15 protein-coding genes are annotated in these 15,170 nt (G+C 61.7%); 11 read left to right on the top strand and 4 right to left on the bottom strand.

Translation table 11 applies throughout. The features are described from left to right. Positions 1-126: 126 nt before the first annotated feature. Both ACU8HS_RS26000 and ACU8HS_RS25995 read right to left on the bottom strand, forming a co-directional pair. On the bottom strand, positions 127-1,410 hold the full coding sequence (locus ACU8HS_RS26000) for a cystathionine gamma-synthase family protein (RefSeq protein ID WP_447016010.1): 1,284 nt from the start codon (positions 1,408-1,410) through the stop codon (positions 127-129). A 208-nt stretch (positions 1,411-1,618) separates the two neighbouring features. After that, positions 1,619-2,305 (bottom strand): dimethylsulfonioproprionate lyase family protein, encoded by a 687-nt coding sequence (locus ACU8HS_RS25995; protein WP_447016009.1) that lies wholly within the window; start codon positions 2,303-2,305, stop codon positions 1,619-1,621. Between the two features lie 341 nt (positions 2,306-2,646). Here ACU8HS_RS25995 and ACU8HS_RS25990 point away from each other — a divergent pair, with 341 nt between their 5' ends. The 6 genes from ACU8HS_RS25990 (at position 2,647) to ACU8HS_RS25965 (ending at position 7,428) form a co-directional block, all read left to right on the top strand. After that, a complete protein-coding gene (locus ACU8HS_RS25990; RefSeq protein ID WP_112754925.1) occupies positions 2,647-3,081 on the top strand; it encodes a helix-turn-helix domain-containing protein in 435 nt (144 codons plus the stop codon). Positions 3,082-3,089: 8 nt separating this feature from the next. Beyond that, positions 3,090-4,931: a peptide antibiotic resistance protein gene (locus tag ACU8HS_RS25985; RefSeq protein WP_113414385.1), complete on the top strand. Its 1,842-nt coding sequence runs from the start codon at positions 3,090-3,092 to the stop codon at positions 4,929-4,931. A gap of 11 nt (positions 4,932-4,942) precedes the next feature. Continuing rightward, on the top strand, positions 4,943-5,161 hold the full coding sequence (locus tag ACU8HS_RS25980) for a hypothetical protein (protein WP_112569926.1): 219 nt from the start codon (positions 4,943-4,945) through the stop codon (positions 5,159-5,161). A gap of 12 nt (positions 5,162-5,173) precedes the next feature. Then, complete coding sequence (locus ACU8HS_RS25975) at positions 5,174-6,367, top strand: YcaO-like family protein (RefSeq protein ID WP_447016466.1); 1,194 nt, start codon at positions 5,174-5,176, stop codon at positions 6,365-6,367. Continuing rightward, complete coding sequence (locus ACU8HS_RS25970) at positions 6,364-7,083, top strand: TfuA-like protein (protein WP_447016008.1); 720 nt, start codon at positions 6,364-6,366, stop codon at positions 7,081-7,083. Before ACU8HS_RS25975 ends, ACU8HS_RS25970 begins: the two co-directional genes overlap by 4 nt. A gap of 93 nt (positions 7,084-7,176) precedes the next feature. Then, entirely contained in the window at positions 7,177-7,428 is a 252-nt protein-coding gene (locus ACU8HS_RS25965) for a hypothetical protein (protein WP_112705130.1), read from the top strand. A gap of 70 nt (positions 7,429-7,498) precedes the next feature. Here the strand turns inward: ACU8HS_RS25965 and ACU8HS_RS25960 are convergent, their stop codons facing one another. Continuing rightward, positions 7,499-8,827, bottom strand: coding sequence for an aminotransferase-like domain-containing protein (locus tag ACU8HS_RS25960; protein ID WP_447016007.1), 1,329 nt, complete (start codon positions 8,825-8,827; stop codon positions 7,499-7,501). Between the two features lie 100 nt (positions 8,828-8,927). Here ACU8HS_RS25960 and ACU8HS_RS25955 point away from each other — a divergent pair, with 100 nt between their 5' ends. The 5 genes from ACU8HS_RS25955 to ACU8HS_RS25935 all read left to right on the top strand — a co-directional run bounded on the left by ACU8HS_RS25955 (position 8,928) and on the right by ACU8HS_RS25935 (position 13,818). Then, a complete protein-coding gene (locus tag ACU8HS_RS25955) occupies positions 8,928-9,899 on the top strand; it encodes a nitrate ABC transporter substrate-binding protein (protein WP_112754991.1) in 972 nt (323 codons plus the stop codon). Positions 9,900-9,945: 46 nt separating this feature from the next. Then, positions 9,946-10,836 carry an ABC transporter substrate-binding protein gene (locus tag ACU8HS_RS25950; RefSeq protein ID WP_112569810.1) on the top strand — a complete coding sequence of 297 codons (891 nt, stop codon included), beginning with the start codon at positions 9,946-9,948 and terminating at the stop codon, positions 10,834-10,836. Beyond that, a complete protein-coding gene (locus tag ACU8HS_RS25945; RefSeq protein WP_112757596.1) occupies positions 10,833-11,774 on the top strand; it encodes an amino acid ABC transporter permease in 942 nt (313 codons plus the stop codon). Before ACU8HS_RS25950 ends, ACU8HS_RS25945 begins: the two co-directional genes overlap by 4 nt. Beyond that, on the top strand, positions 11,771-12,550 hold the full coding sequence (locus ACU8HS_RS25940) for an amino acid ABC transporter ATP-binding protein (RefSeq protein WP_112705128.1): 780 nt from the start codon (positions 11,771-11,773) through the stop codon (positions 12,548-12,550). Before ACU8HS_RS25945 ends, ACU8HS_RS25940 begins: the two co-directional genes overlap by 4 nt. 86 nt (positions 12,551-12,636) lie before the next feature. Then, the gene (locus tag ACU8HS_RS25935; protein WP_447016006.1) at positions 12,637-13,818 is read left to right on the top strand and encodes a M20 aminoacylase family protein; all 1,182 of its coding nucleotides are present in this window, start codon (positions 12,637-12,639) and stop codon (positions 13,816-13,818) included. 75 nt (positions 13,819-13,893) lie between these two features. Here ACU8HS_RS25935 and ACU8HS_RS25930 read toward each other — a convergent pair whose 3' ends face one another. Continuing rightward, positions 13,894-15,117, bottom strand: coding sequence for a GTP-binding protein (locus ACU8HS_RS25930; RefSeq protein WP_447016465.1), 1,224 nt, complete (start codon positions 15,115-15,117; stop codon positions 13,894-13,896). Positions 15,118-15,170: the final 53 nt, after the last annotated feature.

The raw sequence follows: 15,170 nt of genomic DNA, 5'->3' as shown, positions 1-15,170 counted from the left end.
GCCAAGAGCAATCACATGGCGCGTAGCGCGCCGAGGACAATGGCTGCGCACGCATTTCTGGCCGCCAGCGGGCGGAAACGCTATCCCCGCCGCCGATGCGGCCGATAGGGCTCGAATTTGCGAGGCTTACGCCGCATCGAGCGCCAGCGTGAGATCGGCGATCAGGTCGTCTGGATGTTCGATGCCGATCGATAACCTGATCGTCGCATCGAGGACGCCGATGCGCTGACGCACCTCGGCCGGCACGCCCGAATGCGTCATGGTTGCCGGATGCGATGCCAGCGATTCCGTTCCGCCGAGGCTGACGGCAAGCTTGAAGATTTTCAGCGCGTTCAGAAACCGGAACGAGGCTGGCTGGCCGCCCTGGATATCGAAAGAGAATGTCGAACCGGCGCCGCTGCACTGGGCCGCAAAGGTCCTGCCGACGGCAGAGCCGGGATCGCTGTAAGGCAGGTAATGGATCGTCTCGACCTTGGGATGCTGCGTAAGGAAGTCCGCAACCGCCCTGGCATTGCTGTCGGCCCGCTCCATGCGGATCTGCAGCGTTTCGAGCGAACGCCCGAGCATCCAGCACGAATGCGGGTCGAGCTGCGTGCCGATGGCGCCGCGAAGCGCCTTCACCTGTCTGATGAGCGCCCGGCTGCCGAGCGCCGCGCCGGCAATCAGATCCGAATGGCCGCCGACATATTTGGTGAGGGAATAGAGAGAGATATCTGCGCCATGTTCGATCGGACGCTGGAAGACCGGGCCGAGCAATGTGTTGTCGCAGGCGACAATGGGCGTGTGTCCCTGCCTCTGACCGATCGCATCGGCAACACGTCGGATCATCGCGACATCGACAAGGCTGTTCGTTGGGTTTGCCGGCGTCTCGATGAGGATGACCGAAACGCGACCCTTCACCATTGCCTCCTCGGCTGCGGCCCCTGCCGAGGCCTCGCTGACGCCATCGGCGAAACCGACGGCGGAAACGCCAAAATTGAGGAAGGTCTTCGCAAGCAACGTTTCCGTCCCGCCATAAAGCGGCTGCGAGTGGAGGATGGCATCTCCCGGACGCACGAAGGCGAGCAGGACCGTCGCGATGGCCGACATTCCCGACGAAAACACCGCGCCGCTCTCGGCCCGCTCGTAGACCGCCAGGCGGTCCTCGACGATCTCGCTGTTCGGATGATTGAAGCGCGAATAGACGAGGCCTGCTCCCTTGCCCTCCGGCGGCTCTTTCCGGCCAGAGACGTAGTCGAAGAAATCGCGGCCGTCTTCGGCGGAGTTGAAAACGAACGTGGACGTCAGGAAGACCGGCGGCTTGACGGCGCCTTCGGAGAGTTCCGGGTCGTAACCATAGTTCAGCATCTGGGTTTCCGGATGCAGGGGATGATTGCCGATATGGGTTCTTGGAGGATGCGGTGCAGTCATGGAACGTCTCCCTCGATTGGCGGCCTGCCGGCATCGACGTGCCTGCGCCTCGCTAATATCTGGAGCGCTGCAGCCACAGAGAAACACCCCTTGGCAGCTGGCTACGAAAATTTGCCGGATTGACGGCTGCGATCACCTGTTGCGATACGGCGCACCTGCCGGCATCACTGAAGGTACCCCACGACGGAAGGTGTCAGCATCCTGCCGTTTATCTTCCGGTCTCCTCAACGTGACACCAGACCGCAAGAAGCGGGGTGGTGGTGCAACGCATGGCGAATGACTGTCCCGCTTCGGCAGCAAAGACGCCGCCGATTCCGGTCGAAATCCAGCTCGCTCCGGCAATTGAAAGCTCGCAGGGGGACAAGAGCAGGAAGGCGCGGGAAAACCGCTGCACATGGTCGGGAAACCGGCTGTAGGGTTCCATATATGTGAGGCCGACCCGGATATCGGCCCGGTCTTCAAGGCCGCCCGGGCCGACAATCACGCTGTGGGCGTGGGCCTTCTCAAAATTCAGGCTGGCAAATGGCCCGCTTCTGCCCCTGATCCATACGAGCGATCCGGCGAGGCGCCGAACGCTCTGCGCAACCTCGGCATAAATATCTCGGGCGGCGATTGCATTTTGAAGAGCGGCCTCGAGGCCGGAGGGGATTCCGGTATCGTGGGGCTGCTTGTCGCGCAGCGTTCCCGTGCGCTCAAGCTTTTGAAAGACTTTGCCCGCGACAAAACTCGCCATCGTCGAAGCCGATGGATGCAGCATCGCGCGGGCCAGCAAATTCAGAAAATTGTCGAGTTCGACCGGGCGTTCGGCCGCGCCCCGTTCGCGCAGCCTGCGTTTCACCGGCTCTTTCTCATCCGTGATGAGTAGATCTGCTTCTCGTTTGATTGTCCTGCGCATGACGCTCTCCGTGCAGACCTTCCCTACAGCGCCCCGCCCGGATCCGGCAAGGACTCTGATCGATCTGTCGCCGCGCCGCAATCGGCAATCCGAAGGGGAGCCTCGCCGTCATCGCATCGGCCTTCAAGAATTTCTCCAGATCTAGCAGGGTTCAAGCCCGGTCCTTTTCTTCTCCCGCCTCATTCCGGAACGGTCAACCGAATGATTCCGATACAGAAAAGCTGGATATCAGCGAAATGTTACTGGCGCCGCAGCGCCTATCACGGAAATTATTATATTACTTTCGGTTGCATTTTGACTCAAACCTCGCAATGATTATGCCCTGACCGGAGGTTCCAGCCATGAAGGCCAAGTCGCCCACTTCGATCGATGCCTATGTCGGCGGCAGAGTGCGGGCACGCCGCAAGCTGCTGCGCATATCGCAGGTTGGACTTGCCGAACGGATCGGCGTCACCTTTCAGCAGATCCAGAAATATGAGAAGGGCACGAACCGCATCGGTGCGGGCCGGCTGCAGACGATCGCCGAGACATTGGGCGTACCGGTACAGTTCTTCTTCGAAAACGACACCGAACCGAGCGACTACAACCTTGTCGGCAATGGCAGGGACGATCTGAATGCGTTTTTGGCATCGAAGGATGCTCAGGCCCTCAATCGCGCCTTCATGGCAATCGAGAGCCCGACGATCCGCCAGAAGCTCGTCGCCCTTGCCAAGAGCCTGGCCAGAAACACACATCCCGATATCGACGACATCATCCATCCCGAAACCGGCGCCTGAGGGCTTTCGTGCTTCACCTCCAGACCTTTGGCGAATTGCGACTGACAGACGGCCTGGGCGTGGCGATCCGCTATCCGGTCAAGGCTCTGGTGATGCTCGCCTATCTGCATTCGTCGCCGGATCAGCAGCGCAGCCGGCAGGAGCTTGCGCGGTTCCTCTGGAACGAAACGGGAGATCATCTTGCCGATCTCAATTTGCGCAAGCTGATTTCGCGCATTCGCGAAACGCCGGCGACATCCGACGAACAGATATTGGACTTCGGGCCACCTTTCGTCACCCTGAACCGGAATGCCATTTCGGTCGATCTCGACCTATTGCGGAAGGAAGACGAGCCGGTGGCTCAGCTGGCGGCCATCAGCGACCTTGTGCAACGCGGCTTCATTCCCGGTCTCAGTGCATCGACCAGGGCAATCGATGCTTGGATCGAGCGCGAACGGCAGCTGCATCTTCTCACCCTTCGAGACGTCTTTGTCAGGGCTGCGGACCATATTCGCGATGACGAACAGCGCCGCCTTCTGCGCCGCTCGGGGCTTCAGCTTCTCGAAGCCTTTCCGGGTGACGAACAGATTCGCTCGATCCTGCGCGGCACGGCAGAAGATCATTCGCAACGCCAGCCGCCGATGGCGAGAGCCGTGGAAATGGCGGGCAGTCGCGTCATCGAGCGGCAAGACGCCGGCCCGCCGCAAACCATAACTGCGACAGCAGCGCCACGCCTTGTGCTGCTGCCCCCTGGCGCCGCGGCCCTGACACGAGAGGCTGCAATTGCCGACGCCCTTATCGAGGATGTCACGATCGAGCTCTGCGCCCTGCGCAACATATCCGTTGTCGCACCCCATACGGCCGAGCAGATCCGCCGCGATTCCGACAAGGCGACCGTCGTTCAGCGACATTCCATTTCCTACCTCCTGGACACGCGGCTTTCCGGAGAGGGGCTCTATGCGCAACTCATCTATTTCCCGACCGACGAGATTTTGTGGGCCGCCCGGTTCGACATGGCGGTCGAAACCCTGCCGACGCAGAGACGATTGATCGCGCAGAGACTTGCGGACGCCGTTTCGGGGCAATTGAAGCGGAACGAAAGCATTCGCCTTCGCAACGAGGCGGAGCCTCAAGCCTACCATTCCTATCTCGTCGGTGCCGGCCTGCTTACCAAGCTGAGCTTGCCGGACATCCGGCGTGCGCGCAAGTCCTTCAAGCGCGCCCTGCATTTCTCTCCGGACTATGCGCCTGCGTTCACGGGCCTGTCGCGGACGTTTACCAGCGAGTGGCTGCTGACTGCGCAGGGCGATCCCGACCTGCTGCAGCTCGCGGAAGATCAGGCGCTGCGGGCGATAGAGAGAGATTCGGAATCGGCGGCCGGGCATCGGGAACTGGGCGTGACAAAGCTCTACCAGGGCGCCGTCGACGACAGCGTTGCAGCTCTCGACCTCGCCGAAAGCCTCAGCCCGCACTATGCCGATGTGATCTACAGCCATGCCGACACGCTGGTCCATGCGTCGCGGCCCCAGGATGCGCTGGAGAAAATCAGGAAGGCGATCTCGCTCAATCCGATCGCACCCGACGCCTACCTCTGGTGCGCGGCCGGGGCGAGCTACTTCCTCGAACGTTACGAAGAGGCGCTCGCCTATGTCGATCGGATGAAAGACAAGGCACCGGCCTATCGCATCGCAGCCGCCAGCTGCGCAATGATCGGCGACCGAAAACGGGCACAGTTCTATCGGCAGCGCGCCGAGCTTCTCAATCCCGCTTTCGAAGTCGAGAAATGGCTCGCCTTGGTGCCATTCAAAGAGCAGTGGCAGAAAGAGCTTTACCGGGACGGTCTTTTCAAGGCCGGATTTTCAAAAAGCTGAAGGAGGATTTTATGGCGAAAGTGGTTGTATTGGGTGTGTCGGGCGACAAGGGGCTTTGGCTGGTGGATATCGGCGCGGGGACCGTGACGCCGCTGCAGGTGCCTGCCAGCGGCGATCTGGCGGCAGCCGTCAAGCAGCGAGAAGGCGGCGGCACATTGATCAAGAATGTCGATTTCGCTGTCGCCGTTTCGTCGGCGCAGACTGTCTTCTCCGGTCACGTGGACGGCTGAAGGCGCGCGCCGCTGAGCGGTCATCCCGATCCTTATTCCGACCGGACGATTGCGCCGCGGGACACATTGTCCCGTGTCGCTCCCTATCTGGAGGCCATGGGCATCACGCGCCTGTCACGACAGACCGATCTCGATTGTGTCGGTCTTCCGGTCTGGTGCGCCTTCACGCCGAACTCCCGGTCCCTGGTCATTGCGCAGGGCAAGGGATTGGAAGATATCGACGCCAAGGCCTCGGCGGCGATGGAAGCCCTGGAACGCGCCGTGGCGGGCGAACCCGTCACCGTCACCACGGTTTCGTCGGCACGAGAGCTGCGGCGCCAGGGCGACCATGCCGAACCGCTCGATTGTCTGGTCGCAAGCGGCGAGCGAGTTTTGAGCGAAGACGAGGTCCTGGTCTGGAGCCTGGCAACCGAGTTGCTTTGCGACCGGCCGATCCACGTTCCGCGGGATGCCGCCCTCCTCGACCGGACGCGGCGGAACCGGTTCTGGATGTCGTCGGACGGGCTCGCCTCGGGCAATACGCTCGAGGAGGCAATGTTTCATGGCATCCTGGAACGGATCGAGCGCGATGCCCATGTCCTGTGGCAGATCGTCGGCGATGACAAGCGCCATGCATGCTGCGTCGATCCGAGAAGTTTTTCCGATACCGCGCTCTCCGGCCTTGTTGGCAGGATCGAGGCTGCCGGGCTCGTCTTGAAGCTCTTCGATATCACGAGCGATATTGCCATCCCCTGCTATACCGCACTCGTCGCCCCATCAGCCGTCACCGGCAAAGTGCCGCTCCGGTTCGTTGAGGTCACGGGAGGAAGCGGCGCCCATCCCTGGGGCGTGCGGGCGGCAATCCGCGCCGTGACGGAAGCGCTGCAGTCGAGATTGACCTATATTGGCGGCGCCCGCGACGATGTCTGGCCCGAATTGTTCACGACACCTCTTCCTGCACAGACCCGCCACGCCTTTCTTGCCGCCCCCGCTTCCGTATCTACGGCCGCGGTCGCAAGGCCGGCCGGCAACATATCCGTCCTTTTGCGGGAACTGCTGGCGAGGCTTCGCAGCAGCGGAATCGGCTCGGTGATTGCCCTCCCCCTGACACCTGCAAACCTGCCGTTTGCGGTGGTGAAGATATTCATACCCGATCTTGAGAACCCGGAAGGCAACAGGCTCCACCGTTTCGGCAAGCGTGCCCTTGCCAGAGCGATAAGCGCGTGAAGGTCGTCTTCATCGGCCCGAGCTTGCCCGACGCGGCAAGCCACGCCAGGGCAGGCATCGTTCTGCGGCCGCCGGCTGTCCAGGGAGATGTTTTGAGGGCGGTCGAAGATGGCGCCGACGTCATAGGCCTGGTCGATGGCGGGTTCGAAAATACCGCGCCGGTCTGGCACAAGGAAATTCTCTTCGCTCTCTCCCTTAATGTCACGGTCTTCGGCGCCGCCAGCATGGGCGCCCTGCGCGCCGCCGAATGTCGCGCTTTCGGAATGATCGGCGTCGGACGGATTTTCAACGACTATGTCAGCGGGGCCATCGACAACGACGCCGACGTAGCGCTTCTGCACGAACCAATCGAAATGGGCGGCAGGCCGCTGACCGTGCCGATGGTCAATGTAAGAAGCACGCTGGACGAGATGGAAAGGCTGCAGCTCTTCGACAAAACCCTTCGCCTGGCCCTCGAACAAACCGCCGCAGGCCTCTTCTTCAAGAAGAGAAGCTGGTCTCTCATCGTGCACGCATGTGCCGCAATACCGGAATCGCAAAGGCAATACTGGCTGAACATGTTGAAGACGCACGCCATCGATCAGAAACGGATCGACGCCCTGGCGCTTCTCGATGCCGTTGGCGACGCGGACGATCGGCGCAAGCCGACAAACCGCCATTGGGAGTTCAGAGAAACCACGCTCTGGTCAGAACAACTGGCCCGCTCAAAGGCTTAGGCACCTTTACACCTATAAGGTGTTTCACGCGTTTTTCACGCACTTTAGTACTGAACTGTCCTTATGCTTATCCGCACAATTTGGAGAGTCGATATGTCGGTCATAGGGTCGGGAAAGCGCCAGTACGCATCGGCAGCGGCCACGGACAATCTTGAAGAGCTGATGGCTCTGGCTCGGATGATTACCTACGCAAAGGCGGTCGCGGAAGATTTGAAGATCGACCTGGGCGCCCAGTCTCTTGATCTGGCGTTGACGGCGGTCACACGGGAGCTTCGCAGGGCCACGGACGAAGATCTTCCTGGTCTGGAGCCGCTGCTGGCGGACATAAATATCGAGCTGCACTGACCGTATCCCGCAGCTCGCGGTGTTTTGAGACAGGCCGGCGCCCTCGGGACAGCTGCAGCGGTCTCACAGGCTAGACGGGGCCGGCAGCGAGTGCGATCGAGTCGGCCACGTCGTTTACCCTGCCGGACAGTATGGCGGTCGCGACGCGAAGATGCGCGCTGGGAAGGATGGAGAACTTGGCGCCGGGGTGAACCGCGATGCCTCTTGCCGCCAGCGTGACCATCGCAAAGGGTTCGGATACGACCGGAACCCAGGCGCACAAACCGCCGCCGTGCTCCACTTCCATGCCACGCTCCCGCAGGGCATCGACCAGATCGGCTCGACGCCGGCAGTAGATGTCACGGGAATGTTGCAGGGTGTCTTGTGTCACGGGGTCGCGCAGAAGCCATGCGGTCGCAGCCTGCAGGATGCGGCTTGTCCAGCCGGCGCTGAAGCTGCGATAAGACTGTATCTGTTCGACGATCGCCCGCGAGCTTGAGAGCACGGCAAGTCTCAGATCCGGACCATGCGTCTTTGAATAGGAAAGAATGTGAATTGTCCGGTCGGCAAAGCGGCTGCCGAGCGAATGGCGCGGGGCCGTGGAAATGTCGGCGACGCCGTCATCTTCGACGATCAAGGTGTCCGTACCGTCGAGAATGTCTCCAAGCCGCTGCAGTCGCGCGCTGCTGACGCTCTGACCCGTCACCGAATGAAGCCGCGGCTGGAAAATGAAGGCGACGGGTCGCAGCTTCATGGCGGCTTCGAGCGAGGCAGGCAGCGGCCCTTCCCGATCGCACTGGACAGGAAGGATGCGCACGCCGCGGTCTTCGAGAATGTCAAGAAGCCGCATGGCGGTCGGATCCTCGATCGCGACGGACGCACCGGGCATGACGAGCGCCTGGATGAGCGTGTAGACGGCGTTATAGCCCCCGTTCGTCGCCAGAAATGCCTCCGGTTCGTATGGCCAGGTCTTTCTGACAACCTCTTCGAGTTCCGGAAGGATACGGCTTCGCTCGTAACTGTTGAGATTTTCCGCCGACGCTCCGTAAGCCATGGCTTGCGCAAGCTTGGGTAAAAGCCTGATATCCGGCACAGCCGCGCTCAGGTCTAGAACGCCGGCTCCATAATGGCCGGCACTGCCGAGCCGTTCGGGCTTGGCCACGAAACGGTCACCGCTCACCCAGGTGCCGTTGCGCCCCCTGCCGGTAATGATCTTCTGGCGCCTCAGCTCGCTCCAGGCCTCCGAGATCGTCGCCGGGCTTATGCCGAGCGCAAAGGCGAGATCGCGGATCGGCGGCAGCTTCGTTCCGACGGGAAGCGCCCCGGCCCGGATCAGGGCGCTGGTTTCGATCGCAATTCCCCGAATTGTCCGATCGGTCAATTTTTGGGCAAACCAGGCTGCATCGACAGTATCGCTCATTTAATCGCCATTTTTAATGTTCAATAACGTAATAACATTTGATCGGAAAAATTTGAACATTTAATTGTTCCGAAAACAAGATCATTGCGAGTGAATGCCGATGCCCCTTAGCCTGCGACTTGCCCTTCGTGACTGGGACTACATGACGCCCCTGGTCCTCGGCGACGTCTCCTCCCCCAAGCTTGACATCAAGGTCGACCGCGTCGGCACCTTGCTCTCGCATCTCGGCAAAAGCGAAGACTACGACGTCGCGGAGATGTCCTTCAGCCGCTATACGCAGCTTTGCATCGATGGCGACAAGAGCATTGTCGGCATTCCGAACTTCATCATGCGCGGCTTCCGCCATCGCTGCATCATCACCCGCAAGGACAGCCCCGTCACGGAACTCGGCCAGCTCGCCGGAAAGCGCATCGGCGTCACCGGATGGCGCGACTCCGGAAACACCTGGACAAGAGCGGCGCTGCGCCGCGAGGGCGTCGGCGTCGAAGATGCCCTGTGGTATGCGGGCCGCCTGACGGAAGCCCATCCGATCGTCGATCGCCTTGACGGGTTCGGCCGGCCCGGCCGCATCGAAGCCGCACCCGGCGAGCGCCCCATGGTCGACCTGCTCAAGGAAGGCTTCCTCGATGCGATCTTCACGCCTTTCATGCCCGACGGCTATTTCGGCGGCGGATCGCCGTTCCGGCAGGTCGTTTCCGATTTCAGACGTGCCGAGCGTCGATATTTCGATGATGTGGGCTATGTTCCAGGCATGCATCTGATCGGCATCAAAGCGGGCATCGTCGCGCAGAACCCGTGGGTGATCGAAGAGCTCAGCAAGCTGATCGATGAATCGCAGCGGATGTGGTTGAGCAAGCGCCGCAAATATGCCGACACCTCGCCCTTCATGATGGACGAGCTTTTGAAGTCTGCGGCCGAGCTTCCGGTCGGCTGGGACGCCAGCGGTTTTGCGGTCAACCGCAAGATGATCGCCGACTTCGCCAACGAACTTCACATCCAGGGCATCCTGCCGCGGCTGATGACCCCGGAAGACCTATTCTCCTTCGATGTGGACGGTAGCCGCATCGGGTGAGCGCAAGACGGAACGCATAAATTCGAACCAAACAGGGGAATGAATAATGTCGATCAGGAAAATTGCATGCCTTGCTCTGACGAGCGTAGTGATCTCGGGAACGGCCTTCGCTGAAGATGCAGCCCTGCCCAAGCTCTCGGTCAACGACGCGCTTCATGCGCAGCTGCCCGAAGCGATCCGCACGTCCGGCAAGATGATCTCGGTCAACAACGGCTCGTTTCCGCCCTATGAAATCGTCACGGGTACCGAAATGACCGGCGCCAGCGCCGACCTGACCGACGCGCTCGGCCAGATTCTCGGCGTCAAGATCGAACATGAAACGGTCGGCGGCCTGCCGGCACTGCTCGCCGGCGTCAATTCGGGCCGTTACCAGTTTGCCTTCGGCCCCGTCGGCGATTTCAAGAGCCGTGAAGAATCCAACGACTTCGTCGACTGGGTGCAGGAATTCGTGGTTTTCTCGGTGCAGAAGGGCAATCCGAAGGGTATCACCTCGCTCGATACCGCCTGCGGCAACCGCATCGCCGTCATGGCCGGCGGCTCGGCCGAAAAGGTCATCCAGGTGCAGGCCGAAAAATGCAAGACCGATGGCAAGGCCGCGATCGAGGTGCAGTCCTTTACCGACCAGCCGAGTTCGATCCTTGCCGTTCGCTCCAAGCGGTCGGATGCCTTCTTCTCCTCCCAGGCGCCGCTCACCTATTTCGTGTCGCAGGCCAACGGCCAGCTGGAACTGACCGGCGTCGGACAGAAGAACGGCTTCGAGAACCTCTATCAGGGCGCGGTTGTCGCAAAGGGCTCGCCGCTCGGCCCGGTCCTGCGCGATGCGATCAAGGTGCTGATGGACAATGGCGCCTATGCCGCGATCATGAAGAAGTGGGGCCTTGAGAACAACATGATCAAGGAGCCAGGCATCAACCTCGGTGGGACGCTTCCGAAATGAGCACACAGACGCAAATGCTCGCATCGCCCTCCGGCGATGCGAGAAGCCGGGATGTGGCCCATGCCCACAAGCCCTTTCCCAAGGGCCGCGTGACGGCCTGGGTGGTCACGCTTGCAATCGCCGCCTACTGGGCCTGGTCGGTTGCAAATAACGAGAATTTCGGCTGGCCGGTCGTCGCCCGATATTTCTTCGACCCGACCGTCGTCAAAGGCCTCTACGTCTCGCTCGGCCTGACTGTGGTGGCGATGGCCATCGGCATCGCGCTCGGCCTCGTTCTGGCCGTCGCGCGAATGTCCCGGGACCGGCTGGCAAGTTCGCTCGCCTCCCTGTTCATCTGGTTCTTCCGCGGAACCCCGCTGCTGGTGCAGCTGATCTTCTGGTACAATCTCTCGACATTGTTTCCGACCCTGTCGATCGGCATTCCCTTCGGCCCAACCTTCATGAGCTGGGATACCAATTCGGTGATCAGCCCGATGACGGCCGCGATTGCGGGGCTCGCCCTTAACGAATCCGCCTATATGGCGGAAATCATCCGCGGCGGGTTGCTTTCGGTAGACAAGGGTCAATTCGAAACGGCCGAAGCCTTCGGCATGACGCGCATCCGCGCGCTTCGCCGCATCATCATTCCGCAAGCCATGCGCTCGATCGTTCCGCCGACCGGCAACCAGCTGATCAGCATGATCAAGGCAACCTCGCTCGTCAGCGTCATCGCCATGGCCGATCTCCTTTATTCGGTGCAGTCGATCTACAACCGCACTTTCGAAATCGTGCCGATGCTGCTCGTCGCCGTTCTCTGGTATCTGCTGATCACATCGGTCCTGAATGTCGGCCAGGCCTATATCGAGCGCTATTACAGCCGCAGCGATCGCCGTACCGGTGCCGCCAGACCCGTAAAGGAAGCGGCCGTCATGGCACAGGCAACGGAGGCAGGCGCATGAACGAGATCTCCACCGTCGAGCCGCTCGTCAGGGCACGCAACGTCCACAAATCCTTCGCGGATCTGGAAGTGCTGAAGGGGATCGATCTCGATGTCGCGCCCGGCGAGGTCGTCGTCGTCCTTGGCCCGTCCGGTTCCGGCAAGTCGACGTTCCTGCGCTGCATCAACCACCTCGAATCCATCAACCGGGGTTCGATCGAGGTGGATGGCGAACAGATCGGCTACCGCCTGCACAAGGACCGGCTGCTGCAGCTGTCGAACCATGCGATCGCCCTGCAGCGCCGCAAGATCGGCATGGTGTTCCAGCAATTCAATCTCTACCCGCATATGACGGCGCTGCAGAACATTATCGAGGCGCCGGTCGGCATCCACGGCGAGAGCCGCAAGGTCGCCACCGAAAATGCGCTGAGGCTCCTCGACCGGGTGGGGCTTTCGGCCAAGGCCGACAGCTATCCGCGCCAGCTTTCCGGCGGCCAGCAGCAGCGCGTGGCGATCGCCCGCGCGCTGGCCATCAAGCCGAAACTGATGCTCTTCGACGAGCCGACCTCCGCGCTCGACCCCGAACTGGTCGGCGAGGTTCTCGCCACAATGCGGGATCTCGCAAACCAGGGCCTGACGATGATCGTCGTCACCCATGAGATCGGCTTCGCCCGGGAGGCGGCCGACCGCGTCGTCTTCATGGATGGCGGCAAGGTCGTGGAACAGGGCAAGCCGGAAGACGTGATCGGAAACCCGCAGCACCCCCGCACCAGAAGCTTCCTGTCGCGCTTCATCTAGCGCGGCGGCTCCTCCTGCCTTGCCCTGCAGGCTGGCTTCAACGTCAGCCGGCAGGCGATACCGCGCCCCATGAAACTGGAACTGCCATGTCCCTCGACAATGATTTTGCCCGCCTCTCCGATTTTGAACCGATGGAAGCCGAATTGACGGCCATCCGCCGGCATCTCCATGCCCATCCCGAGCTCTCCTTCGAGGAGGCCGAAACCGCGCGTTTCGTTGCCGACAAGCTCGAATCCTGGGGTTATGACGTGACCCGCAATGTCGGCGGCCATGGCGTGGTTGCGCGCATGACGGTCGGTGCCGGAACGAAGAGCATCGCCATCCGCGCCGACATGGATGCGCTACCGATCACCGAAGAAACCGGTCGCCCCTATGCCAGCACGGTTGCCGGCAAGATGCATGCCTGCGGACATGACGGCCACACGACAATCCTTCTCGGCGCGGCCGAATATCTGGCGCGCACGCGCCGCTTCAACGGCACCGTCAATCTGATTTTCCAGCCGGCCGAGGAGGCCGGCGCCCTGAGCGGCGCCCCGGCAATGATCGCAGACGGCCTGTTCGAGCGCTTTCCCTTCGACGTCATCTTCGGCCTGCACAACCACCCCGGCGCGCCCGAGGGAACCTGGCTGATGCGATCAGGCCCGCTGATGGCGGCTGCCGACAGCGCCGAGATCGTCATCAAGGGCAAGGGCGGCCACGCCTCGCGGCCGCATCTGACCGTCGATCCGGTGGTCATTGCCTGCAACCTCGTCGTCAGCCTGCAATCGGTCGTCTCGCGCAGCATCGATCCGACACAGACCGCCGTCGTGACGGTCGGCGCGATCCATGCCGGCGAGGCCGCAAACGTCATCCCCGAAAGCGCGAAACTGCTGCTCAGCATCCGCTCCTTCGATCCGAAGGTGCGTGACACGCTGGAGGTCAGGATCCGCAAGCTCACTGAGACGATTGCCGAAGGTTACGGTGCAACCGCGGAAATCGAATACACGCGGGGGCACCCCGTGGTCGTCAATTCGGAAGCGGAGACCGAATTCGCCCGCACTGTCGCGGAAGAGCTTGTCGGTTCGGGCAATGTAGCCCTCTGCAACCTCATTCCCGGCAGTGAGGATTTCTCGCATTTCCTCGAGCACAAGCCCGGCAGCTTCCTGCGGCTTGGCAATGGTGTGGAATCCGCGATCCTGCACAGCGCCAAATACGACTTTGCCGACAAATCCCTGACGGTGGGTGCGGCTATGTGGGCACGCTTGACCGAACGCTATCTCGACGGCTGAGCCCGGCCGGGCAGCAGGCCATGACCGCCTGCGTCCGTGCGGGCGCAGTGCAGATATCGCAGCACTGCCCCTGAACTACCAAGCCGGAAACGGATCTTCGAGATCCGCCCAGTCGCGCGGATCCGCGCTGGCGAGGCAACCGTCCAAGGCGGTGCGAACACCCGTCTCGTCCATGCCGACCCCGATGAACACCAGCTCCTGCCGGCGGTCGCCCCAGGCGCTGTGCCACCGGCTCTGCAGCTGTTGATGAAATTGCTGATGGTTCGGCCAATCCTGCCGCGGAACGGCCGCCCACCAGAGCCCCATGGGTTCGCAGCGTCGTTGCGCCCCGGCCGCCGACATCAGACCCACATGACGCGGGCGCGTGGCGAGCCAGAAATGCCCCTTGGCGCGCAGCACTCCCGGCCAGGGCTCGTCCAGAAATGCGCGAAACCGCTTCGGGTCGAAGGGGCGCCTCGTGCGGTAGACGAAGCTCGATACCCCGTATTCTTCCGTCTCCGGAACATGCTCGCCCGGACTGTACAATTCCTTGTGCCACAAGGGATGCGCGGCGGCCTTTTCTTCATCGAAAAGGCCGGTATCGAGGAGGGCTGCCAGGGGAACCTTGCCGAGATCCGTCTCCACCTGACGCGCATCCGGATTGAGCGACGCAACTGTCCTGCGGATCTCCGCGCGGACCTCTTCGCTCACGTCCGAGATCTTGTTGATCACGACGACATCGGCGAACTCGATCTGGTCGACCAGCAGGTCTATGAGCGTGCGCCGGTCCTCACCGTCGCGCTGCAGGCCGCGGTCGGCAAGCAGGTCGGCGCTGCTGTAGTCGGCCAACAGGTTCGCAGCGTCGACGACCGTGACCATCGTGTCGAGCCTGGCAAAATCGGAAAGCGAAATGCCGTTTTCGTCGCGAAAGGAAAAGGTTGCCGCGATCGGTCGCGGCTCGGCAATCCCGGTGCCTTCAATCAGCAGATAGTCGTATCGTCCTTCTTCGGCCAGTCGCCGCACTTCCGTCAGCAGGTCGTTGCGCAGGGTGCAGCATATGCAGCCATTGCTGAGCTCGACCAGGGCCTCCGTCGTATGGGAGAGGTTGCAGCCACTGTCTCGAATGAGGTCCGCATCGATGTTCACTTCGCTCATGTCGTTGACGATGACGGCGACTCGCAGACCCTCACGATTGTTCAGGATATGGCTGAGAAGCGTCGTCTTGCCGGCGCCGAGAAAGCCGGCGAGCACGGTAACGGGAAGCCGCTCGATTGCTGTTGTCGGCATGCCTTGAATGCGGGCGCTCGGAGCGGTCGGCATTTGCGTCATATGAGCCTTCATTCGAATCCCGTTCGTAACCTCCTTGCGATGTC

It is taken from the genome of Rhizobium sp. KDH_Rht_773_N, from assembly GCF_052946295.1.
Note: the sequence above shows the minus strand (reverse complement) of the source record. Positions and strands in the feature narration are given on the sequence as shown.